The sequence below is a fragment of the Phenylobacterium sp. NIBR 498073 genome (genome assembly GCF_027286305.1).
Classification (GTDB): domain Bacteria; phylum Pseudomonadota; class Alphaproteobacteria; order Caulobacterales; family Caulobacteraceae; genus Phenylobacterium.
Genome location: NZ_CP114599.1, coordinates 1 through 21,903 on the forward strand (window position 1 = coordinate 1; position 21,903 = coordinate 21,903).

The 21,903-nt window shown below is 71.1% G+C and carries 13 protein-coding genes and 1 riboswitch; of the genes, 5 read left to right on the forward strand and 8 right to left on the reverse strand.

The window, feature by feature from the left end; all coding sequences use genetic code 11:
• The first annotated feature begins 21 nt into the window (after window positions 1-21).
• Entirely contained in the window at window positions 22-1,485 is a 1,464-nt protein-coding gene (gene dnaA, locus O4N75_RS00005; protein WP_269627379.1) for a chromosomal replication initiator protein DnaA, read from the forward strand.
• Window positions 1,486-1,672: 187 nt separating this feature from the next.
• On the opposite strand, the gene O4N75_RS00010 is transcribed toward dnaA, so the two are convergent.
• Window positions 1,673-2,473: a class I SAM-dependent methyltransferase gene (locus O4N75_RS00010; protein ID WP_269627380.1), complete on the reverse strand. Its 801-nt coding sequence runs from the start codon at window positions 2,471-2,473 to the stop codon at window positions 1,673-1,675.
• Between the two features lie 134 nt (window positions 2,474-2,607).
• Here O4N75_RS00010 and O4N75_RS00015 point away from each other — a divergent pair, with 134 nt between their 5' ends.
• Window positions 2,608-3,021, forward strand: coding sequence for a GNAT family N-acetyltransferase (locus O4N75_RS00015; protein WP_269627381.1), 414 nt, complete (start codon window positions 2,608-2,610; stop codon window positions 3,019-3,021).
• 8 nt (window positions 3,022-3,029) lie between these two features.
• On the opposite strand, the gene O4N75_RS00020 is transcribed toward O4N75_RS00015, so the two are convergent.
• Complete coding sequence (locus tag O4N75_RS00020) at window positions 3,030-4,526, reverse strand: helicase HerA-like domain-containing protein (RefSeq protein ID WP_269627382.1); 1,497 nt, start codon at window positions 4,524-4,526, stop codon at window positions 3,030-3,032.
• A gap of 387 nt (window positions 4,527-4,913) precedes the next feature.
• Between O4N75_RS00020 and O4N75_RS00025 the strand changes: the two genes are divergently transcribed.
• Window positions 4,914-6,050 carry an AI-2E family transporter gene (locus O4N75_RS00025; protein WP_269627383.1) on the forward strand — a complete coding sequence of 379 codons (1,137 nt, stop codon included), beginning with the start codon at window positions 4,914-4,916 and terminating at the stop codon, window positions 6,048-6,050.
• 178 nt (window positions 6,051-6,228) lie between these two features.
• The gene (locus tag O4N75_RS00030; protein WP_269627384.1) at window positions 6,229-11,061 is read left to right on the forward strand and encodes an NAD-glutamate dehydrogenase; all 4,833 of its coding nucleotides are present in this window, start codon (window positions 6,229-6,231) and stop codon (window positions 11,059-11,061) included.
• A gap of 292 nt (window positions 11,062-11,353) precedes the next feature.
• On the opposite strand, the gene purH is transcribed toward O4N75_RS00030, so the two are convergent.
• The 5 genes from purH to O4N75_RS00055 all read right to left on the reverse strand — a co-directional run bounded on the left by purH (window position 11,354) and on the right by O4N75_RS00055 (window position 19,434).
• Entirely contained in the window at window positions 11,354-12,946 is a 1,593-nt protein-coding gene (gene purH, locus O4N75_RS00035) for a bifunctional phosphoribosylaminoimidazolecarboxamide formyltransferase/IMP cyclohydrolase (RefSeq protein WP_269627385.1), read from the reverse strand.
• A gap of 29 nt (window positions 12,947-12,975) precedes the next feature.
• Window positions 12,976-13,062, reverse strand: a riboswitch (ZMP/ZTP riboswitch).
• A gap of 309 nt (window positions 13,063-13,371) precedes the next feature.
• Window positions 13,372-15,105, reverse strand: a complete 1,734-nt coding sequence (locus O4N75_RS00040; RefSeq protein WP_269627386.1) for a heparinase II/III family protein — start codon at window positions 15,103-15,105, stop codon at window positions 13,372-13,374.
• Window positions 15,106-15,109: 4 nt separating this feature from the next.
• Window positions 15,110-15,769 carry a ribulose-phosphate 3-epimerase gene (gene rpe / locus O4N75_RS00045; RefSeq protein ID WP_269627387.1) on the reverse strand — a complete coding sequence of 220 codons (660 nt, stop codon included), beginning with the start codon at window positions 15,767-15,769 and terminating at the stop codon, window positions 15,110-15,112.
• A 48-nt stretch (window positions 15,770-15,817) separates the two neighbouring features.
• The gene (locus O4N75_RS00050; protein WP_269627388.1) at window positions 15,818-17,101 is read right to left on the reverse strand and encodes an RsmB/NOP family class I SAM-dependent RNA methyltransferase; all 1,284 of its coding nucleotides are present in this window, start codon (window positions 17,099-17,101) and stop codon (window positions 15,818-15,820) included.
• 92 nt (window positions 17,102-17,193) lie between these two features.
• Window positions 17,194-19,434 (reverse strand): TonB-dependent receptor, encoded by a 2,241-nt coding sequence (locus O4N75_RS00055; RefSeq protein WP_269627389.1) that lies wholly within the window; start codon window positions 19,432-19,434, stop codon window positions 17,194-17,196.
• 172 nt (window positions 19,435-19,606) lie between these two features.
• Between O4N75_RS00055 and O4N75_RS00060 the strand changes: the two genes are divergently transcribed.
• Window positions 19,607-20,965: a metallophosphoesterase gene (locus O4N75_RS00060; RefSeq protein WP_269627390.1), complete on the forward strand. Its 1,359-nt coding sequence runs from the start codon at window positions 19,607-19,609 to the stop codon at window positions 20,963-20,965.
• Here the strand turns inward: O4N75_RS00060 and O4N75_RS00065 are convergent.
• Window positions 20,925-21,890: an MBL fold metallo-hydrolase gene (locus tag O4N75_RS00065; protein WP_269627391.1), complete on the reverse strand. Its 966-nt coding sequence runs from the start codon at window positions 21,888-21,890 to the stop codon at window positions 20,925-20,927. The two genes, O4N75_RS00060 and O4N75_RS00065, sit on opposite strands and share 41 nt — an antisense overlap.
• Window positions 21,891-21,903: the final 13 nt, after the last annotated feature.

The following is a 21,903-nucleotide window of genomic DNA, read 5'->3' on the forward strand; positions in this document are numbered from 1 at the left end:
ATGACGATGAAAGAGGTTGGAATGATGGCCACTGGGGGCGTTGCGAGTTCTGTTGTCGAGACGCAAGCGGCGGCCGTGTGGTCGACGACCTGCGCCGCGCTGAAGCGAGAACTCGGTGAGGCCACCTTCGGCTCCTGGCTGGGACAGGCCGCCCTGCGCGAGCGCGGGGACGAGCTGTGCCTGGTCGCCGCGACCGGCGTCGCCCGCGACTGGATCCGTCGCCACGCCTGGCGCCGCATCGGCGAGCTCTGGGCTCAGAACGACCCGATGGGCCGCAATCTCGAACTGAAGTCGCGCATGGAGTTCGAGGCCGAGGCCCCGAGCGCCCCGGCCGCGCCGGTGGTGCTCAAGGCCGAGCCGATGAGCGCTCCCCTGGCCGAAGGCAATGTCATCGAGATCGAGGTGCCGCTGCAAGCCGCCGCCCCGGTCGCCGCCCGCGCCGGCCGCCAGCAGGGCCTGCAGGACCGCTTCTCGTTCGAGACCTTCGTCTCGGGCCCCGCCAACGAATTCGCCTTCGCCGTGGCCCGCCGCGTGGCGGCCTGGTCGGACGGCCACTTCAACCCGGTGATCTTCCACGGCCCCTACGGCTTCGGAAAGACCCACCTGCTGAACGCGCTCGCCTGGGAGGCCATGCAATCGGCTCCGGAAAAGCGGGTCGTCTACATCACCGCCGAGCGCTTCACCTCGACCTTCGTCAAGGCCGTGCAGGACCGCTCGACCGCCGCCTTCAAGGACGAACTGCGCAACGCCGACCTGCTGCTGATCGACGACGTGCAGTTCGTCGCCGGCAAGTCCTCCACCCAGGAGGAGCTGTTCCACACCCTGCTGGCCCTGGTCGAGGACGGCCGCCGCGTGGTGATGACCGCCGACCGCTCGCCGGCTGAACTCCAGGAGATGGAGCCGCGCCTGCGCAGCCACCTGCAGGCCGGTCTGGTCTGCGGCATCGAGCCGGCCGACCGCACCCTTCGCCTCGGCATCCTTGAGCGCAAGCTCGCCACCCTGGCGGCGCAAGGGCGGTTCATGCCCTCGGCCCGCGCCGAGGTGCTGCAGTTCCTCGCCGACCGCTTCACCGACAGCGTTCGTGAGCTGGAAGGCGCGCTCAACACCCTGGTCGCCCGCGTCGGCGGCGAGATCTCGCGCATGACCCTCGACGAGGCGCAGGCGATCCTGCGTCCCAACCTGGCCTGCAACGAGCGCCGGGTGACCGTCGACCAGATCCAGAAGACCGTGGCCGAGCACTACCAGCTCAAGCAGGCCGACCTGATCTCCGAGCGCCGCGCCCGCGTGGTCGCCCGCCCGCGCCAGGTCGCCATGTGGCTGGCCAAGCAGATCACCACCCGCTCGCTGCCGGACATCGGCCGCCGTTTCGGGGGCCGCGACCACACCACCGTCCTGCACGCCGTGCGCCGCATCGAGGCCCTGAAGGGCGAAGACCCGATGATCGCCCGCGACCTCGACGTCCTGCTGCGCAAGCTGCGCGGCTAGCGCTCTCCCTCCCCATCGTGGGGAGGGTGGATCGCCGCCCCAAACTCACATGTCATCCCGGAAGCCGCGCAGCGGCTGTCCGGGACCCATTGACGCCGCATCCGTCATCCCGGCGCCCGGGCATCCATGTCCATGAACCATCTGGTGTTCATGGGTCCCGGTCTTGCTGCGCAAACCGGGATCACGCTCAGGTCGCCCCCGCGCTCACCACCACCGCCTGGCCCCAGCCGACGATCTCGCCGCCGCCGAACGCTTCGGTGAGCGCCGCGCTCGCCGCCTCGGTCGCCGCGTCCAGCCCCTCGGGGTCGCGCGCCTCGATCTCGCCGCGCAGCGGCGTGCCGGTGCAGAGCCCGACGGCCGCGTCGGCCGCCGACGGCGAGCGCATCTGCAGCCGCACCACGTCGAACTGCGGCGCGGCGAACCCCGCCGCCGCCAGCGCCGCGGCGATCGTCGCGCGGTCGTGATAGCCGAACGGCGTCCGCTCCAGGAACCGCGGCGGGTCCTTGGGGAACAGTCCGGCCACCGCCTCGCCGACGATCTGCGAGATCTCATTGGCGGCGATGTCGTCCCAGACGTTGAATACGAACCGCCCGCCCGGCCGCAGCACCCGCCGCGCCTGCGAAAACCCGGCCGCCTTGTCCGGAAAGAACATCACCCCGAACTGGCAGACCACCGCATCGAAGCTGGCGCCTTCGAACGGCAGGGCCTGGGCGTCGGCCTGCCGCCATTCGACATTGGCCGCCGCCGTCAGCCCCGCGGCGGTGTCGAGCATCGGCTGGTTGAGGTCGGTGGCCAGGATCCTCGCCCGCGGCGCGGCCTTGGCCAGGGCCCGGGTCACGCGGCCGGTGCCGGCGGCGGTCTCCAGCAGGTCCCCTTCGAACCCTTCGAACCGGCGCGCGAGATCGCGGGCGTAGGGCTCGAACAGCATCGGCCCCAGATAGCGCTCATAGAGGTCGGGGATCGAACCGACGAAGGCGGCGTCCGACATGGCGTCCTCCCAGCAGAACCGCCGGGAAGATAACACGGGTTCGCGAAATGGGCGCGGCCCGCCAGCCGCGGGGCATCGACGCCCCGGTCCTCGCCACGATAGAACGCCCGCCCCATGTCCACACGGAGCCAACCATGACGGACGGATACCAGCTCGTCGTCGCGACGCCTTCGGCCGACGACTATCGCCGGCTGCGGGTGGCGGCGGGCCTCAGCGCGAAAAGCACCGAAGCCGCGGCGGCCGGGCTGCCCAACACCCTGTTCGCCGTGCAGATCCGCAAGGGCGACGAGGTCGTCGGGATGGGTCGCGTGGTCGGCGACGGGGGCCTGTTCTACCAGGTGGTCGACATCGCCGTGGAACCCGGCCACCAGGGCCGGGGCTTGGGCAAGGCGATCGTCGAGCGCATCGTCGACCACCTGCGCCAGACCGCGCCGGTCGGGGCCTATGTCAGCCTGATCGCCGACGGCGAGGCCTGGCGGCTCTACGCCCAGTACGGCTTCAAGCCGACCGCCCCGGCCTCGATCGGCATGGCCTTCTCGATCCGCTAGGGCCGCCGCTACCGCTTCTTCATGCTGCCCAGGATGCCGCGCATCAGTTCGCGGGCGATGGTGCTGCCGGCCTGGCGCAGCAGCGATTTGGTGAAGGCCTCGCCCATCGACTGGCGGTTCGAGGCCCGCGGCCGCGGCGCGGCCGGGGCGCGACCGCGCGGGGCCGGCGCCGGAGCCGGCTCCTGGCCGCCGCCCCAGGGCGAGGCCGGCGCCTGCGCTGCGGCCGCCGCCGAGGCCGCGCGGGCCTTCAGCATCTCGAAGGCGCTCTCGCGGTCCTTGACGGTGTCGTAGAGCCCGCGCACCGGGCTCTGGCCCATGATCGCCGCCCGCTCGGCCGGGGTGATCGGGCCCAGGCGCGAGACCGGCGGCCGGATCAGGGTCTTCTGCACCACGGTCGGGGCGCCCTTCTCGTCGAGCACGCTGACCAGGGCCTCGCCGACCCCCAGCCCCTGGATCGCCTCGGCGGTGTCGAAGGCCGGGTTGGTCCGGAACGAGTTGGACGCCGCCTTCAGCCCCTTCTGCTCGGTCGGGGTGTAGGCGCGCAGCGCGTGCTGGATGCGGTTGCCCAGCTGGCCCAGCACCGTCTCGGGGATGTCGGCCGGGTTCTGGGTGACGAAATAGACCCCGACCCCCTTGGAGCGGATCAGCCGCACCACCTGCTCGACCTTCTCCAGCAGCGGTTTGGGCGCGTCGCGGAACAAGAGGTGCGCCTCGTCGAAGAAGAACGCCAGCCGCGGCTTCTCCGGATCGCCGACCTCGGGCAGCTCCTCGAACAGCTCGCTCATCAGCCACAAGAGGAAGGTCGCATAGAGCCTGGGGCTGGCGATCAGCTTGTCGGCCGCCAGGATGTTGACGTAGCCGCGCCCCGAGCTGTCGGTGCGCATGATGTCGGAAAGCTGCAGCGCCGGCTCGCCGAAGAACCCGGCCCCGCCCTGGTCCTCCAGCACCAGCAGCTTGCGCTGGATGGTCGCCACCGTCGCCGGCGAGACGTTGCCGTACTTGGCGCCCAGCTCCTTGGCGTTCTCCGAGGCGAAGCTCAGCGCCGCCTGCAGGTCCTTCAGGTCCAGCAGCAGCAGCCCCTCGTCGTCGGCGGCGCGGAACACCACCGTCAGCACCCCCTCCTGCACGTCGTTGAGGTCGAGCATGCGCGAGATCAGCAGCGGGCCCATCTCCGACACCGTCGCGCGGATCGGGTGACCCTGCTCGCCGAACAGGTCCCAGAACACCGTCGGGGCGGCCTGCGGATTGAGCGTCAGCCCCATCAGCTTGGCGCGCTCCTCGAACTTGGCGTTCGGCGTTCCCGGCTCAGCCACCCCGCAGAGGTCGCCCTTCACGTCGGCGGCGAACACCGGCACCCCGGCGTCGGACAGTCCCTGGGCCAGCACCTGCAGCGTCACGGTCTTGCCGGTCCCCGTCGCCCCGGCGACCAGGCCGTGACGGTTGGCCCGGTTGAGCAGCAGGTTTTCGAGGTGATCCGAGAAACCGATCAGGACGCCGTCGGACATGGGGAACTCCGCAAAGGTTCGTGTCCGGCGAAGCTAGCGGGCCGCAGCGGCGCACGCGATAGGCTTTCCGCATCACTTAGTGTCAACGCTCAGCCAGATCGCCTCGGTCGGCTCGGCGGAGCCTCATCCACGATCTCGCAGCGCCCCGGACAGCGGGGAGCGCGGGAATTCGCCCCGGCGCGGATGTATCGCGTCGCATTCCTGATCAGTGTTCACGCAAACTCATTGCCGAATTTTCTGCGGAAGCGATGAGGATAAACCGCAGGAGCGCGTCTTATCGGCATAGACCCTCCCCACGTCGGTCGAACCGGGGTAGGGATGGTCCAAATTGACGCGGCAGGCTCCGACACTGACAGTCTCGGAGAACCACCACCGCAAAAAGATCTCATGTCCGTCCGAGCCTCAGAGTCCCATACGGTCCGCGTCTCCCTCGTCATCCTGGCGGTGATCGCGACCGGTCTTGCCCTGTACCTGCTGCGGGGCATCCTGACCCCTCTGGCGCTGGCCGTCTTCCTGGCGGTGATGATCGACGGCTTCGCGCGGGTGATCCGGGCGCGCCTGCCTTGGGTGTCCGAGAAGGCGGCGCTGCCGGCCGCGATCGTGTTCTCGGTGCTGCTGTTCGGCGTCTCCGGGCTGATCGTCGCCGAGAACGCCAGCACCTTCATCGGCCAGTTGGTCACCTACAGCCCGCGGCTCAACAACCTGATCGCCCAGATCGCCGGCCTGTTCGGCATGGACGTGCCGCCGACCCTCAGCGACCTGTTCAGCCAGCTGAATCCCAGCGCCTATCTGGCCGATTTCGCCAAGGGGCTGCAGGGCTTCGCTTCCGACGCCTTCTTCATCCTGATCTATCTGGGCTTCATCATCGCCTCGCGGCGCGGCTTCCAGCGCAAGGTGGTCGGGCTGTTCCCGCACCACGCCGAACGCAACGAGGCGATGAGCGCCTTCCGCCGCATCCGCGACGGGGTCGAGCTATATCTCTGGGTGCAGACCGTCACCGGCCTGATCATCGCCGTCGCGTCGTGGATCGCGATGATGGCGATCGGGCTCGACAACGCGGTGTTCTGGGCCTTCCTGATCTTCATCGCCTCCTACATCCCGGTGATCGGCGGCGCGGTCGGCATCCTGGCCCCGCCGGTGTTCGCCCTGATCCAGTTCGAGAGCTTCTGGCCGGCGATCATCCTGCTGGCGGTGCTGCAGGCCATCCAGTTCGTGGTCGGCAACATCATCCTGCCGCGGATGCAGGGCGACAGCCTCAACATGGACCCGATCGTCGTGCTGCTCAGCCTGGCCTTCTGGGGCCTGATCTGGGGCATGACCGGGATGTTCCTCTCCACCCCGCTCACCGTGATGGTGATGGTGATCCTCGCCCAGTTCGACGGCACCCGCTGGCTGGCGGTGCTGCTGTCGGCCGACGGCCAGCCCGAAAAGCTCCGCGACCGCCATCTCGTCGCTGCGCCGACCGAGCAGCCGGTCGCCAAACGCACCCGCCCCCCCTCACGCAAGCGTGAACCCAAAGACTGAAAACCAAGGCCTTCAACTTGTTCGCTTCCTTCCTATCTAAGGTCCATTCGGGCGCCCCCCGAATTCAAGGCGGTTTCGGCCGCTGCGAGCCCCGAGCGCTCCGCCTTCCCCCCCAGGGCGGGGCCACGCGCCGCCGGACTCTCTCCTCCGGCGGCGCCCTCGCATCGGGGGCCTTCCGATGAGCAAGCGACCCAAGCTGACGAGCGCCCAGCGCGCCCTGGTCACGGCCTTCACCGCCCTGGCCGGCGACGCGCCTGACGCGGCCGCCTTCATCGCCCAGGCCGCCGAAGACGCCGCCCCGGACGAACTGCCCGAACTGCCGGGCAAGGCCCTGGCCGCCCTGCTGGCCGACTTCTGGGCCTTCGCCGCCACCCGCAAGGGCGAGGCCCCGATCATCCGCCTGGCCCCGGTCGAGGGCGCTCCGGCGCTCGAGCGGCTGGAGATCATCCAGGACGACGCCCCGTTCCTGGTCGACAGCGTGATGGGCGAGATCGCCGATCAGGGGCTGTCGGTCCGCGCCATGTTCCACCCGGTGGTCGAGGTCGCCCGCGACAAGAAGGGCGCGCGCCAGGCCGACGGGCCGGGCCGCCGGGAATCCATGATCCAGGTGATCCTCGAACGGGTCGGCGCCGACCGCGAGGCGGCCCTGGTCGAAGGCCTGCGCGCGGCGCTGGCCGATGTCGGCGCGGCGGTCGACGACTTCCCCGCCATGCTCGAGCTGATGGCCCGCACCATCGCCGAGCTGCAGGAGGCCCCCGCCGGCCCGACCCGCGACGAGGACCTCGAATTCCTGCGCTGGCTGCGCGACGAGCACTTCGTCTATCTCGGCGCCCGGGTCTACGAGTACCCGCGCCTCAAGGACGGCGGCTACGCCAAGGAAGAGCCGCTGTTCCAGCCGCAGGACGGCCTGGGCGTGCTGCGCGATCCGGCCCGCACCGTGCTGCGCCGCTCCTCCGAGCCGGCCCTGCTGACCGCCCAGGTCCAGGCCAGCCTCGCCTCCGACCCGGTCATCGTCGCCAAGTCGAACCTGCGCTCGCGGGTCCACCGCCGCGGCTACATGGACTATGTCGGCGTCAAGCGTTACGGCGCCGACGGCAAGCCCTCGGGCGAGATCCGCTTCGTCGGCCTGTTCACCGCCGAGGCCTATGACGAGCCGGCCCACGCCGTGCCGCTGGTCCGCGCCAAGGTCGCCAACGTCCTGGCCCGCGCCGGCAAGGCCCCGGGCAGCCACAACGAAAAGCGCCTGCGCAACATCCTGGAGACCTATCCGCGCGACGAGCTGTTCCAGGCCTCGGAAGACGATCTGCTGGCCGCCGCGCTCGGCATCCTGCACCTCTACGACCGTCCGCGGGTGCGGCTGTTCGAGCGGCGCGACCCGTTCGACCGCTTCGCCTCGGTGCTGCTGTTCGTGCCGCGCGACCGCTACGATTCCGACCTGCGTCAGCGCGCCGGCGAGATCCTCGCCGACGCCTATGGCGGCCGCGTCTCGGCCTATTATCCGGCCTTCTCCGACAGCCCGCTGGCTCGCGTCCACTTCATCATCGGCGTCCAGCCCGGCCACCACGCCGAGCCGAACCTGAAGTCGCTGGAGGCCCAGATCGCCGCGGCCGCCCGGACCTGGGTGGACCGCTTCGCCGCCGCCGTCCGCGCATCGGGCCGGGCCACGGCCCAGGTCGCCGACATGGTCGGCCGCTACGGCGAGGCGTTCACCGCCGGCTACCGCGAGCGCTACGACGCCGAGGAGGCCCTGGCCGACATCGCCGTCATCGAGAGCCTGCAGCCCGGCGAGAGCGTGCGCATCCGCGCCTTCCGCAGGGCCGCCGACTCCAAGACCCAGCTGCGCTTCAAGCTCTACCATCCGGGCGCGCCGGCGCCGCTGGCCGACGTGCTGCCGATCCTTGAGAACATGGGCCTCAAGGCCATGGTCGAGAGCGGCTATCCGGTCATGCCGGCCGGCGGCCGGCGAGTCTACGTCCACGAGTTCGAGCTCGACGACCAGCACGGCGAGCACCTGGTGTTCGAGGAGGTGAAGACCGCCTTCGAGGACGCCTTCACCGCCGTCTGGACCGGGGCCACCGAAAGCGACGGCTTCAACCGCATGGTGCTGGAGCTGTCGATCTCCTGGCGCGAGGCGGCGCTGATCCGCGCCCTGGCCCGCTATCGTCAGCAGTCCGGCCTCGACCCCAGCCAGCGGGTGCAGGAAACCGCGCTGTCCAACCACCCCGGCGTGGCGCGGCTGATCCTCGACCTGTTCCGCACCAAGTTCGATCCGGCCACGGGCGCTGACCTGGCCGCGCGCACGGCCCAGGCCGTCGCGGTGATGGACGAGATCGTCCAGGCCCTGCAGCAGGTCGACAGCCTCGACGACGACCGCGTGCTGCGCCGCCTGGCGCTGCTGGTCGGGGCCATCAAGCGCACCAACTACTACCAGTTGGGCGCGGACGGTCAGCCCAAGCCCTACATCAGCTTCAAGGTCGCCTCGGGCGAGCTTTCCGACCTGCCGCTGCCCAAGCCCTATCGCGAGATCTTCGTCTGGGCGACGCACATCGAGGGCGTCCACCTGCGCTTCGGGCCCGTCGCCCGCGGCGGCCTGCGCTGGTCCGACCGCCGCGACGACTTCCGCACCGAGGTGCTCGGCCTGGTGAAGGCCCAGCAGACCAAGAACGCGGTGATCGTGCCGGTCGGATCCAAGGGCGGCTTCTATCCCAAGCAGCTGCCCAAGGGCGGCGCGCCCGACGTGGTCCGCGCCGAGGCGATCCGCGCCTACACCACCTTCCTGTCGGGCCTGCTCGACATCACCGACAACCTCGATCCCGAGGGCCAGGTGATCCGTCCGGCCGGCGTCATCGCCCATGACGGCGACGACCCCTATCTCGTGGTGGCCGCCGACAAGGGCACGGCGACCTTCTCCGACATCGCCAACGGCATCGCCGAATCCTACGGCTTCTGGCTGGGCGACGCCTTCGCGTCGGGCGGCTCGGCCGGCTACGACCACAAGGAAATGGGCATCACCGCGCGCGGCGCCTGGGAAGCGGTCAAGCGCCACTTCCGCGAGCTGGGCAAGGACATCCAGTCCGAGCCGTTCACCGTCGTGGGCGTCGGCGACATGTCCGGCGACGTGTTCGGCAACGGCATGCTGCTGAGCCAGCAGACCCGCCTGCAGGCCGCCTTCGACCACCGTCACATCTTCCTCGACCCCGATCCCAATCCGGCGACCTCCTATGCCGAGCGCCAGCGGATGTTCGAGCTGCCGCGCTCGTCCTGGGACGACTACGACCGCAAGAAGATCTCCAAGGGCGGCGGCGTCTTCGCCCGCAGCCTGAAGTCGATCCCGCTCAGCAAGGAAGTGAAGGCCATGCTCGGCGTCGAGGCCGACAGCCTCGCCCCCACCGAGCTGATGACCGCGATCCTCAAGGCCCCGGCCGAGCTGCTCTATCTCGGCGGCATCGGCACCTATGTGAAGGGCGGGCGCGAGACCCAGGCCGACGCCGGCGACAAGGCCAACGACGCCATCCGCATCAACGGCGCCGACCTGCGGGTCAAGGTGGTCGGCGAGGGCGCCAACCTCGGCTTGACGCAAGCCGGGCGCATCGAGTTCGCCCTGCGCGGCGGCCGGGTCAACACCGACGCCATCGACAACTCGGCCGGGGTCGACAGCTCCGACCACGAGGTCAACATCAAGATCCTCACCGGCATGCTGGAGCGCACCGGAGTCCTGGCCCGCAAGGCGCGCGACAAGCTGCTGAAGTCGATGACCGACGACGTCGCCGACCACGTGCTCGACCACAATTACGACCAGACCCTGGCGCTCTCGCTGATGGACCTGGACGCGCCCGGCGAGCTCGAACCCCACGCCCGCTACATGGCCCACCTGGAGGCCCGCGGTCAGCTCGACCGCGCGGTCGAGGGCCTGCCCGACGCCGGCGTGATCGCCGAACGCCGCCAGGCCGGAAAGGGCCTGACCCGTCCGGAAGAAGCCGTGCTGCTGGCCTACGGCAAGCTGGAGCTGAAGGGCGACATGGCGCACAGCCCGGTCGCCGACGACCCCTATTTCGAGGACCTGCTGGAAGGCTACTTCCCGAAGGGGGTGCGCAAGTACGACGAGGCCCTGCGCCGTCACCGCCTGCGCCGCGAGATCATCGCCACCGTGGTCGCCAACGACGCCATCAACCGTTGCGGCCCGTCGTTCCCGACCCGGCTGATGGCGGCGGCGTCGTGCGACGTCACCGCCTTCGTCACCGCCTATGAGGCGGCCAAGGCCGTGCTCGGCGTGCCGGCCGCCTGGGACCAGGTGTCGGCGCTCGACGGCAAGATCCCGGCCGCCGGCCAGATGGCCCTCTACCGGCGCCTGGCCTACACCCTGCGCGGCGAGACCTTCTGGCTCGCCCGCCGGGCGGCCCGCGGCGGCCAGGGCGTCGAGGCCCTGGTCAAGCGCTACGGTCCGGGCGCGGCGGCGCTGAAGAAGCTGGTTCCGGCGATCCTGTCTCCGGTCGAGCGCGAACGCCTGGAAGCCCAGGTCACGCGCCTGACCGACGCCGGCGCCCCCGAGGCCCTGGCCCGCCAGGTCGCGGCCCTCCAGCCGCTGACCGTCGCCGTCGACCTCGTCGACCTGGCCGAGGCGTCGAACTGGAAGCTGGAGGCGGCCGCCCGCCTCTATCACCAGGTCGGCGCGGCCTTCGCCTTCGACCGCCTGCGCGCGGCGGCCGGCGGCTTCACGGCCGGCGACGCCTTCGAGCGCACCGCCGTCCGCCGTCTGGTCGAGGACCTGCTGGCCGAGCAGGCGGCCGTCACCCGCGCGGTGATGAGCTATGCCGAGGGCGCCAAGGCCGGTGACAGCGACGAGGCCGCCCAGGCCGCCATCGCCGCCTGGACCGCCCAGCGCGCCGACGTCGCCCTGGCCGCCCGCAAGGCGGTCGAGGAGATCGAAGCCGCCGGCGGCGCCTGGTCCTTCGCCAAACTCACCATCGCCAACGCGGCGCTACGTGAACTGGCGAGCGTCGAAGGCAAGTAGAAACTAGGTCGTCGTGGCCGGGCCTGTCCCGGCCACCCATAAACGCCGCGGATCCAGCCTGATCCGCGGCGTTCTTCGTTTTTGCTGACCCAAAATTCCTCCCCCAGAGGGGGAGCAACACAAGGTGTCATCCCGGTTTGCGCAGCAAGACCGGGATCCATGAACACCAGATCCAAGGGGGCGACGGCTCAGCCCCGCCTCATCCCGCCTGCGAGGCGCAAATGGGTCCCGGACAAGCGCTGCGCGCTTTCCGGGATGACACTCTGGGTGGAGCTCGCCGGCCCGCCCGCGCCTAGTGCCGGAACACCCGCACGCCGGTGAACACCATGGCGATGCCGCGCTCGTCGGCCGCCTCGATCACCTTGTCGTCGCCGATCGAGCCGCCCGGCTGGATCACCGCGGTGCAGCCGGCGTCGGCCGCCTGCAGCAGCCCGTCCGGGAACGGGAAGAAGGCTTCCGAGGCGCAGGCCGACCCCTTCAGGTCCAGGCCGAAGTCGGCGGCCCGCAGCGCCGCGATCCGGGCCGAGTCCTTGCGGTTCATCTGGCCGGCGCCGACGCCCAGGGTCTGGCCGTTCTTCGCATAGACGATGGCGTTCGACTTCACGTGCTTGGCGATGGTGAAGGCGAACAGCATGTCGCGCACTTCCTCGTCGGTGGGGCTGCGCTTGGTCACCACCTTCAGGTCGGCCGCCGTCAGGTTGGCGGTGTCGCGGCTCTGCACCAGGAAGCCGCCGGCCACCGAGCGGAACACCTCGCCGGCCGCGTGCGGGTCGGGCAGGCCGCCGGTGGTCAGCAGGCGGACGTTCTTCTTTTTGCGGAACAGGGCGACGGCGTCCTCGTCGGCGTCGGGGGCGATCACCACCTCGGTGAACACCTCCAGCACCTTGGCCGCGGTGGCCGCGTCGAGCTTGGTGTTCAGCGCCACGATGCCGCCGAACGCGCTGGTCGGGTCGCAGGCCAGGGCCCGCTCATAGGCTTCGGCCAGCGTGCTCCCGGTGGCCACGCCGCACGGGTTGGCGTGCTTGATGATCGCGCAGGCCGGGGCCGCCTTCGGGTCGAACTCGGCGATCAGCTCATAGGCCGCGTCGGTGTCGTTGATGTTGTTGTAGCTGAGTTCCTTGCCCTGCAGCTGCTTGGCCGTCGCCACGCCGGTCCGCGGGTTGGCGAAGCGGTAGAACGCGGCCTTCTGGTGCGGGTTCTCGCCATAGCGCATGGTCTGCACCAGCTCGCCGGCATAGGCCTTGCGGCGCGGGGCGTCCTCGCCCAGCGCCTGGGCGAACCAGGCCGAGATCGCCGCGTCGTACGACGCGGTGCGGGCATAGGCGCGGGCGGCCAGGGTCTTGCGCAGGGCCAGCGAGGTCGCGCCGGCGTCCTTCAGCTCGGCCAGCACCGCTTCCAGGTCGGCGATCTCCGTGCAGATCGCCACATAGCCGTGGTTCTTGGCGGCCGAACGGACCATGGCCGGCCCGCCGATGTCGATGTTCTCGACGCAGTCCTCGAAGCTGCCGCCCTTCGCGACCGTGGCCTCGAACGGGTAGAGGTTCACATAGACGATATCGATCGGGCCGATGCCGTGCTCGGCCATCGCCTTGGCGTGCTCCGCCGCGTCGCGCACGCCCAGCAGCCCGCCGTGCACCACCGGGTGCAGGGTCTTCACCCGCCCGTCCATCATCTCCGGAAAGCCGGTCAGTTCCGAGACGTCCTTCACCGCCAGCCCGGCCGCTTCGATCGCCGCGCGGGTGCCGCCGGTCGAGACCAGCTCCACGCCGGCCGCGGCCAGCGCCTTGGCGGCCTCGATCAGGCCGGTCTTGTCGGAGACCGAGATCAGCGCGCGCTTGGGAACGACGCGGTCGGGAGCGGGCGGGAAATTCGGGGCGGCGGGCACGGCGCAGTCTCCTTCGAAGGGTTCAAAAAGGAAAATGCCCAGGCGAGCGGCGTGATGAGGTCCCGCGCTCCCCGGTGGTCGCCCACCTTAAGATTTCGCCAGTCACACGGAACGCCGCCGACTTAGGCCCCCCGCGCCCCAGGGTCAATGCGGCGCACACGCACCACTCCGTGTCATCCCGGTTTCGGCGCAGCCGAAGACCGGGACCCATGAACACCGGATCAATCAGGAAAGGCGCAGTCATCGCCCAACACGGCCGCGGGGACTCCCTCGCCCCCTTGGGGGAGAGGGTTGGGGTGAGGGGGTCTGCTGACTCCGCAGAGCGCCGCTCCGCGCCGCAAAACCCCTCACCTAACCTCTCCCCTCGAGCGGGGAGAGGAACCGGCCGTGCCGGCGTCACCGGACTTTCCCCAGCGGGGAAGCATCTAGAGAGGAGGCCCCGCCGCCGGCGCGGCGCTCGCCAGTTTCCAGCGCAGCTTGGCGCCGCTGTCGGCCCGGGCCTGGCCGCGCAGCACGATGTGCTGGGTGCGGCGCGGCTTGCCGTCCTGGAAGTAGACGCCGGTCTCGATGTCCGCCGAATGGGCGTCGTTGCGCAACCACCAGCCGTGGTCGTCCTCGCCGCTGCGCAACAGGACGCTTTTCCCGTCCCGCGCCAGGCTGGCGCTGACGTCCGGATGCACGTGGAAGCGGACCTTGAACGGGATGAACCGTCGGCCGGCCTGGCCCATCTCGCCCGGCTTGACCGGCGCCAGCATGTCCTCGCCGCGCAGCTCGTCGGCGACCAGGTCGAGATAGAGCCGCCGCTCGTGGCGCAGGCCGAAGCGCCGCGCCCAGCCGTCGTGGGCCAGCTCCAGCCACAGGGCCTGCTCGGTCTCATAACGGCGGGCCTCGACATGCTCGTAGGCCCCGACCAGCCGCGGCCCCAGGGCGGCGGCGCGGAAGCCGCGCAGCGGCTCGCCGCACGGCTCGTCGGCGATCGACAGGGTCGAGGAGGCGTCGACCAGCCGCAACGCCTGCGGACCGGCGGCTTCCGGCGACCAGGCGCTGGCCGCGATCAGCCGGCGGCCGTCGGCCAGCACCTCCATGGCCAGCGGCTGGGCGCAGGCGGTGACGCTCCACGCGCCCTGGGCCGGGGCGGCGGCGTCGGCCAGGATCTGCAGGCTGCGGCCCTGCAGCCGGTGATAGCCGTTGCGCGCCGCCGGCGGCTTGGCGGCGCCGCCGCCCTCGCCGGCCCGCACCGCGGCCACATAGCTCCGGGTGCCGGCCTCGCCGCCCTGCAGCTCGGGCAGCGCCCCGTCGGCCAGGGTGAAGAACCGCACCGCCCCGGCCAGCCGGTCGATGGCCCGCATCATCTCCTCGGGCGCCGGGCGGCCGCGCTGCTCCAGCGCGTCGTCCAGGATCCGCAGGTCGTAGAGCAGCTCCAGCGCCGCGCGCGGGCAGCGGCTGGCGTGGCCGCCGTCCGGGGCGACGCTGACCGGCAGCGCTTTGACCAGCCGCATCAGGCCGTGCTTCAGCAGCCGCTCGCCGGCCTCGCCGCCCAGCGCCGCCCCGGCCAGGGCCGCGACGCTGGCCCGCTCGGCCGCGCGGGCCGGGCCGTCGGCCAGCGACAAGAGGTGGCGCGCCTGCCGCGCCAGGTCCTGGGCGATCAGCCCGGCCTCCATGTCCGAGGCCCCGTCGCAGATCGCCTTGGCTCCGCAGGCCAGGTGCGACACCCGCCGCTCCAGCACCTCGGGGCTCCAGGAGAACGCGTTCCACTTGCCGAACAGCTTGCGCCAGTCGAGCGTCAGCCGCAGCGCCTCGGTCGCGCCCGCCGGGCCCGCGGCCAGCAGGTCGCGCATCCAGTCGAAGCCGTGCAGGCCGACCGCGAAGCCATGGCTGGGGCTGGGGCGGTCCCAGGGATCGCCGCCGACCCCGACTTCCAGGACCACGCCGGCGAACAGGAAGCGGCCGGCCAGAATCCTGCGCCCGGCCTCGGCGTCGGCCGGACGCCAGTCGCGCGGCGCCAGCACCAGCCCCTCGGGGCGCGGCCGCGCCAGCAGCGCGCGGTGCAGCGGCGAGCCGGCCCAGTCGCGCCGGGCCTGACGCGCCACGCCGGCCGCCATGGCCTGGGCCCAGAGCCCGGCCGGATGTCGGAAGATGCTCGGGGGCGCAGCCGCCACCCGGTCAGCCGCCCTTCAGCGCGCGGATGTTGTCGGCGTACTTGGCCGGGCCGCCCTTGAAGACGGCGGTGCCGGCGACCAGCGCCGTGGCCCCGGCCGCCACGCAGAGCGGCGCGGTCTCCGGGGTCACCCCGCCGTCGACTTCCAGCTCGATGTGCTTGCCGCTGGCGTCGATCATCTTGCGCAGCGCCTCGATCTTGCGCAGCTGCGAGTGCATGAACTTCTGGCCGCCGAAGCCCGGGTTGATCGACATCACCAGGATCAGGTCGATCTCGTCCATCATCCACTGGATGACGCTGGGGTCGGTCGAGGGGTTGAACACCACGCCCGCCTTGGCCCCCAGTTCGCGGATGCGCTTCAGGGTGCGGTTCAGGTGCGGGCCGCTCTCCGGGTGGACGCTGATGTAGTCGGCGCCGGCCTCGCGAAACGCCTCCAGGTACGGGTCGGCCGGCGCGATCATCAGGTGCACGTCGAACGGGATCTTCGCGTGCGGGCGCAGCGCCTTCACGATGTCCGGGCCCAGCGTGATGTTCGGCACGAAGTGGCCGTCCATGACGTCGACATGCACCCAGTCGGCGCCGGCGGCTTCGATCGCGGCGACTTCTTCGCCGAGCTTGGCGAAGTCCGAGGCCAGGATGGACGGGGCGATGATCGGTGCGGTCATGGTGTTCGACTTAGCCAAGGGCGGGGTTGGGGACAAGTTGTCGCGAGATCAAACTTCGCGTCGCAGGCGAGCGGCGTAGAAGCCGTCCTGCCCGCCGGGGCGATGATGCGGCAGCAGGCGCAGGGTTCCGTCGGCCAGCAGGCTGGCCTCCGGCGCCCCGCCCTCGCCCGGCGCGGCCGGGACCAGCTTGAAGTCGCCATGCCGGCTGAGGAAGGCGGCGATCTGCGCCTCGCCCTCCTCCGGCTCCAGCGAGCAGACGCAGTAGACCAGCCGCCCGCCCGGCTTCACCCGCCGCGCGGCGGAGTCCAGCAGCCGGCTCTGCACCCCGGCCAGGGCGGCGACGTCGCTGGGGCGCGCGGCCCACAGCACGTCCGGATGGCGGCGATAGGTGCCGGTGGCGCTGCACGGGGCGTCGAGCAGCACCGCATCGAAGGTCCGCGCATCGTCCCAGTCGCCGGCCTCGGCGGCGACGATCTCGGCGCTCAGCCCCATGCGCTGCATGTTCTCGGCGACCCGGGTCAGCCGCGCGGCCGAACGGTCGACCGCCACGACCTGCGCGCCGGCCGCCGCCAGCTGCAGCGTCTTGCCGCCGGGCGCGGCGCAGAGGTCGAGGACGCTTTCGCCGGCCTGCACGTCCAGCAGCCGGGCCGGGATCGCCGCGCTGGCGTCCTGCACCCACCAGGCGCCTTCGTCATAGGCGGGCCAGGCGGCGACATCGCCCTTGCGCGCGGTGCGCAGGGTCGGGCCGGGCAGGACCTCGGCTTCGAACTCGCCGGCCAGCCGCTCGGCCTGCGCCGCCGATTTCAGCGACAGGTCGGTGGCCGGCTCGTCGGCGATCAGCGCCGCCATGGCCAGCGCCGCCTCAGGCCCGAACGCCGCGCTCCAGCGGGCCAGCAGCCACGGCGGGCACAACGCGTCGGGCGCGTTGAGGTCCGGCGGCTCGCGCAGCAGCGCGCGCAGCACGCCGTTGACCAGGCCCTTGAAGGCGCGGGTCGACGAATGGCTGGCGGCCAGGTCGACGCTGGTGGTCACCGCCGCGAAGGCCGGGGTCTCCAGCACGAAGGCCTGGGCCAGGCCGATCCGCAGGATGTTGACCACCCCGTCCGGCGGCGGCTTGGCCAACCGGCCCTGCAGGGCGCGGTCGATCGGCCCCAGCCGGCGCAGCGTGGCCATGGCCAGCGCCATGGCGAAGCCGCGGTCGCGGGGCTCGAGATTGCGGAAGGCGGGGCGGGTCAGCGCCTCGTCCAGCCCGGCGCGGCGGGCCAGGGCGGAGGCGAGAATGTCGATGGCGGCCCGGCGGGCGGGCAGGCCGATGTCACGGTCTTCGGTCACCGGCGGTCCGTGCCCTCATTGGGGCCGCGATGCAAGACGCAGTATGGCGCAGGCCCGGCGGAGCTCACCGCTCCGCCGGGCCGCCAGTCGGCTTAGAAGCGCTTCGTCACCTGGATCCCGAAGGTCCGGGGCTCGTTGACGAAGGCGGTCAGGTTGTTGAAGTCGATGGCGCCGATGACATTGGCTTCGTCGGTGATGTTGCGGACGTAGAGGGCCGCTTCCAGGCCCAGCTCCGGCGCACGCCAGCCCGCGCGGGCCCCGCCTTCGAAGGCGGTGTCCTGTTGGAACTCGACCGATTCATAGAGGAACAGGTTGAAGTTCTTCTGCAGCACCCAGTCCGTCGAGGCGAACAGCTCGGCGCCGCCCGCCAGGGTGTGGACCCAGTCCAGGGCGATGTTGGCGGTGTATTCCGGCGCCTGCGGGAACGGGTTGCCGTTGATGTTCGCGCGGCGGGTCGTACCGACGTTCACGATCGGGTCGGTGACCGTGCAGCCGGCGCCGCAGAACGCCACCAGCAGGTTGCTGTCCTTGATCTCGGTGTGGTTCCAGGCGAACCCGCCGGTCAGGTTGAAGCCGGCGCCGAGATAGACCTCGCCGTCGATTTCGATGCCGTAGCCCTCGCCCTTGTCGGCGTTGATCAGCTGGTTGAAGTTGCCCTCGCCGCCGATCGCGGTGAACTGCGGGTCGGTGACTTCGTAGTAGTAGGCGGTGGCGTTCAGGCTGGCGCGGCGCTCCCACAGCCGGGCCTTGAAGCCGGCTTCGTAGGACATCACCGTCTCGGAGTCGGCGGTAGTCACGATGTTCGAGGTGGCGATCCGGCCCTGGATCGACGGACCGCGATAGCCCTTGGCCACGCGGGCGAAGAGGTTCAGGTCGTCGTTCAGCTCATAGAGGGCGCTGACGTCCCAGCTGACCTGCTCGTCGCCGACGGCCTTGGTCACGTCCAGCGGCGCGCCCAGGATACGTTGGCCGCGGAAGTCGCGGGCGTCGTCGGTGTAGCGCAGACCGGCCGTCAGCTTCAGGGCGTCGTTGACCTGATAATAGCCCTGGCCGAACACCGACCAGGAGTCCGACTCCTGCACGATGTCGGTGACGATGGTCGGTTGCAGGCCGCCGGTGCCGTTGAAGGTCGCCGAGATCAGGTTGAAGCGTTCTTCCCAGTAGAAGGCGCCGACCTGCCAGCCGAACGCGCCGTCGCCGTTCGAGGCCAAGCGCAGCTCGTAGGTGTCCTGCACCAGGTCGCTGTCCAGGGTGCCGGTCTCGGAGTTGAACGGCGTCTTCCAGGGCGCGCCGGCCGGGGCCGAGGCCACGCCGCCGTCGATGTCGCCGTCGCCGGCCGAGGCGCCCCAGTAGCGGGCGGCCACGCCGGTCAGGGTCGCCGGACCGAAGTCGTAGGCCACCTGCAGCGAGCCCGAGCGGGTCTTCTGCTTCTGGAAGTTGTTGCGGCCGCCGTCATAATAGACGCGCTCGCGGTCGAAGTTGGCGTTCAGCTCGTTGGAGCCCTTGGTCAGCACGTTGGCGCGGTTCATCGTGCCGGTGCCTTCGTAGTCGCGGGCCTGCAGGGTCAGCAGGGTCGACAGCCGCTCGGTCGGGGCCCAGGCGACGTGCACGCGGCCGGCGCGGTCGTCGAAATTGCCCAGGTCCTTGCCGTTCGGATCGGCGAAGGCCGGGCTGTACATGTTGTCGATCCAGTCCTCACGATGGTTCCACAGGCCGGCGACGCGGACCTGCAGGGTGTCGTTGACCGGGATGGTCACGCCGGTCTCGGCGCGCACCGCGCCCAGGTTGCCCATCGCCAGCGAGCCGAAGCCGGTGAACGCGTTGGTCGGCTTGACGGTGTCGATCTTGACCACGCCGGCCGGGGTGTTGCGGCCGAACAGCGTGCCCTGCGGCCCGCGCAGCACTTCCAGTTGCTGGACGTCGAACAGCGGGAAGCCCTTCAGGAAGACGTTTTCCAGCACCACGTCGTCGAGCACGACCGAGACCGGCTGCGAGGCGTTGAAGTCGAAGTCGACGTTGCCGAGACCGCGGATGTAGAAGCGCGGGGCGTAGCGGCCGTTCGAGCTCTCGACCTGCAGGCTGGGCACGCGGGCCGTCATCTGCAGGATGTCGCCGCCGCCCGCCGCCACTTCGGCCAGCTTCTGCTCGGTCACCGCGGTGACCGCGAACGGCACCTCGCGGATGTTCTCGCTGCGGCGCTGGGCGGTGACCACGATGTCTTCGACGGTGTAGGCCGCGTCGGCGGTGTCCGCCGTCTGCGACAGGGCGGGCGTGGAGACGAGAAGAGCCAGGCCGCTGACCGTGCAGGCCAACGCGCCGAGACGACGTGACATGAGTATATCCCCGAGGTTTTGGATTATTGGCGCCGCCCTACGTTGCAGGGCGCCAAAGCGCCAATACAAAACGCCGTTCGGTTCGTGAAAATTTTGAGACGTGACCGCAATCACGCATTGCGACGTCCCGCCGCGCATTGCCTGACCACTGAAATGGTGGAAATCAGGCTCCGTGCCCGACGCCCGTTTCCCTGACCGCCGCCGCCTGCTCGCCGGCCTCGCCGCCGCCCCGCTGCTGAGCGGCCTTTCCCCGCCGGCCCCGATCGTCGGGCGGGTGCTGGCCATGTGCGACCTGCATTCGGCCTATGAGCGCACCGGCCAGCTGCTCGCCGCCCTCGCCGCCGAGGTCGCCGCCCACGCGGTCCCGCACGTGATCGCCATCGACGGCGACATCTTCGAGCACGGCAACGTCGCGGCGGTCCGCTCAGGCGGCGAGATCGACTGGGCGTTCCTCGCCGCCCTGCCGAAGCTCGCCCCGACGGTGGTCAATCTCGGCAATCACGACAACGACATCACCACCGACCTCGCCGAGGTGGTCGCCCGCCTGCGCGGCCTCGGCGTCAGCGTGGTGTCCAACATCGTCGATGCGCGCACCGGCGCGCCCTATGCCCCGGCCCAGGTCGACCTGCCGCTGGGCCGGCGCACCCTGCGCGTGGTCGGCGTCGCCACCAACTCAATCAACACCTATCCGGCCGTCAGCCGGCCGACGCTGCAGATCCCGGTCCCGGGCGACTGGGCCCGCGCCCACCTCGCCGCCGCGCTCGCCGGCGCCGACCTCGCCATGGTGCTCAGCCACGCCGGAGTCGCGGCCGACCGCGAGATCCTGCCCCTGCTGCCGGACGGCGCGCTGATGATCGGCGGCCACAACCACCTGCTGTTCCAGCACCGCCAGGGGCGCAACCTCTACGTGCACACCGGCTCGTGGAGCAACGCCTACACCGCCGTGACCCTGCGCGCCGCCGGCCCGGGCGAGGCCGCCTCCGTTCCCGTCGCCCTCGACGGCCCGGTCGCGCCGCAGCTGGCCCTGCTGATCCCCGCCGTCCTCGCCCGGACGCTGACCGACGAAGAACGCGCGATCCTCGGGACCTCGCCCGCCGCCCTGTCGCTCGGCGACACCGGCCGCGCGACAGCCGCCGCCATCGCCCGCGCCGCCGGCGCCGACGCCGGTTTCATCGGCCACACCACGCTCGGGACCGGCCTGCCCGCCGGCCCGGTCTCGCGCCACGCCTTCGACGCCGTGGTCCGCTTCGAGGGCAAGCTGATGGTCGCCGAGGTCTCGCGTGAGCGGCTCGCCGGCTTCATGGCCCGCGCCAACCAGGACCGGCCGATGCCGCTGGCCGACCGCAACGGCGACTTCCTCTACGCCGCCGTCCTGGGCGAACCGGCCGCCGAGACCGTCCGCATCGCCACCACCGACTGGAACGCCACGAACCAGGCCGAGTACTTCGGGGCCAAGGACCTCGCCTTCCGCGAGATCGAGGGCCTGCGGCTCAAGACCGTGGCGGCGAAGGCGCTGCTGGGCTCGGACTGACGCCGGCGAACTGCGGCAGCCGCCGCCACACCCGGTCGTCATGGGCCGGCACCACGATCAGCCCGGGCACGGCCTGCCGCGCGGCGTGCAGACGCTGCAGCATGGCCCAGGTCGCCGGCCCCTCGTCGTCGACCATCAGTCGGCTCAGCATCGGCTTCTGCGCCGGAAGCTCGACGCCCTCGGCCTGCCAGGCGGTGTCGCCGACCAGCACATAACGCTTGCCGTCCGGGGTGCTGACGAAGGCGGCGATCGAGCCCGGCGTGTGGCCCGGCGCCGGGACCAGCACCACGCTGCCGTCCTCGAACACGTCCCAGCTCCGCGCGAAGCCGAGATAGGGGCCGTCGGGAAAGTCGTAGGTCTTGTAGTCGGCGAGCCCCAGCTTGCGGGCGAGCTTGGCCGCGCCGTCGCCGCTGGTCACGAAGCCAAGCTCGGCCTTGGGAACCCAGACCGGAACGCCGGCCAGATGCTGCAGGCCGCTGACGTGGTCCCAATGGGCGTGGGTCAGCACCACCGCCTTCAGCCGCGAGGGCGGCACGCCGCCGGCCGCCAGCTGCTCGGCCACGGGCGTCGTCAGCTGCGGCTTGATCAGCGCCTGCATGATCGACGGGGCGGTCTTGAAGTGCTCGGCCAGGTCGCGCCCGTACCCGGCGTCGAACAGCAGCGCGCCCTTGGGGTGATCGACCAGGATCGCCCCGGTCACGAAGGTGCGCGCCTCATTGCGCCGGCCGCCCTCGAAGGCCATGCCGGCCGTCGACTGCGTGGAGCCCGAGGGCAGCGCGCTCAGCGTCATGCCGGCCGGCGGATGGGCGGCCGGCGGCGGGCGCGGCGCGGCGGGAGCATTCGGCGCGGGCGCCGCGCAGGCCGCCAGCGAGGCGGCGGCGAGCGCGGTCAGGACAAGGCGGCGGGACAGGGCGTGGGACGGCATCGGGATCTCCTGA